We start from the raw sequence: 1,514 nt of genomic DNA on the forward strand, positions 1-1,514 counted from the left end.
TCATGTACATGGAGATGTTTGCATGGGAGACTTTAGGAAAAAAATCATTTAAAGGTGTATTAAAAGACGAACTCTTCACACCAACGAAAGGCTTGGCAGCAAATCAGGGTCTCTACAACGGATTTTTAGCTGCAGGTCTCATTTGGTCTCTGTTGATTTCAGATTCCAACTGGTCAACTTATGTTGCCCAATTTTTTCTTGCATGCGTAATTGTTGCGGGATTGTACGGAGCTTTTTCTGCTTCCAGAAAAATATTTTTCGTGCAGGCGTTGCCAGGGATTTTGGCGCTTACTGTTTTACTTTTAAAATAATTCCGGCAGATTTTAGAAGTTCTCGTCTTCGATTTTTTCTTTAAAATCTTCAATCGTTTTTTCGATGGATTTCATGTATTTTCCACCGGCCGCGTTGATGTGACCGCCACCATTAAAATATTTGCGCGAAAACTGATTCACATCTACATCATCTTTGGACCGGAATGAGATTTTAATGAAATCCTCATAAAGATCTTCCATAAAAAATGCCGAAACCTGGGTTCCCATAATACTTAAACCATAATTTACAAAACCTTCGGTATCGCCTTTCTGGAAACCAAACTCCTTCAGTTCATCGCGTTTCAGCCATAAAATAGCTACTTTTCCGTTCTTCACGACTTCAATTCGTCCTAATATCAAAGCAAGAAGATGAAGACGGGAAACCGTATTGGTGTCCCAGGTATTTGAGGTAATCATTGCCGGATCAGCTCCTTTTTCAATTAAATTAGCGACAATTCTGTGGGTAGTCGCACTTGTCGAACGGAAACGGAAGCCGCCTGTATCGGTCATAATTCCAGTATAAAGGCATTCGGCGATATCTTTATTTACTAAATCGGTTTCATTCAGCGAATCGATAAAGTGATAAATCATCTGGGAAGTCGCGGGAATTTTAACATCCGAATACACAAAATCGAAATTTTCAGGCTGCTGGTGATGATCGATCAAAATCTTCTTTGCTCTGGCTTTTTCAATCCACGGGCCTACGAGATTTCCACTTCGGTGAGACGCATTAAAATCGAGAATAAAGATTACATCTGCGTTATAAATTGCTTCCCCAGCCTGTTTTCTTTTATAATCTGCAATGATGATTTTCTTTGCATCGGGCATCCATTTCAGGAATTTCGGGAAATCATTGGGAACAATTACATCAGCCTCCAAACCTTTCTGGCTTAAGAAATGCTTCAGCCCCAAACTCGAACCAATTGCATCTCCATCCGGGTTATAATGCGTAATAATCACAATTTTGTTTCCGGGTATTAAGAGTTTTTGAATCGATGAAATTTCTGAAGGCGTAAACATATTGATCTGAATTTTTAAGACTCCAAATATAAGTTTTTATCATCAAGCGTACACAAGCCTCTTGGGAAGAAGTTAGATACATTCTCTGAAAATAATTTAAATATGTTTGCAGAAAGTAAAAACTTTCCTATATTTGCAGTCTGAAAAATAAGATATAGTTTTTACTAAAAAATATTAGCAATG

At 37.9% G+C, this 1,514-nt stretch carries 2 protein-coding genes; one reads left to right on the forward strand and one right to left on the reverse strand.

Annotation, left to right across the window (positions count from 1 at the left end; all coding sequences use genetic code 11):
* The first annotated feature begins 2 nt into the window (after positions 1-2).
* On the forward strand, positions 3-311 hold the full coding sequence (locus V5N63_RS11880; RefSeq protein ID WP_332034112.1) for a DUF1304 domain-containing protein: 309 nt from the start codon (positions 3-5) through the stop codon (positions 309-311).
* Positions 312-323: 12 nt separating this feature from the next.
* Here V5N63_RS11880 and V5N63_RS11885 read toward each other — a convergent pair whose 3' ends face one another.
* A complete protein-coding gene (locus V5N63_RS11885; protein WP_332034113.1) occupies positions 324-1,331 on the reverse strand; it encodes a DHH family phosphoesterase in 1,008 nt (335 codons plus the stop codon).
* Positions 1,332-1,514: the final 183 nt, after the last annotated feature.

Source organism: Kaistella sp. (assembly GCF_032060305.1).
Taxonomy (GTDB): domain Bacteria; phylum Bacteroidota; class Bacteroidia; order Flavobacteriales; family Weeksellaceae; genus Kaistella; species Kaistella yananensis.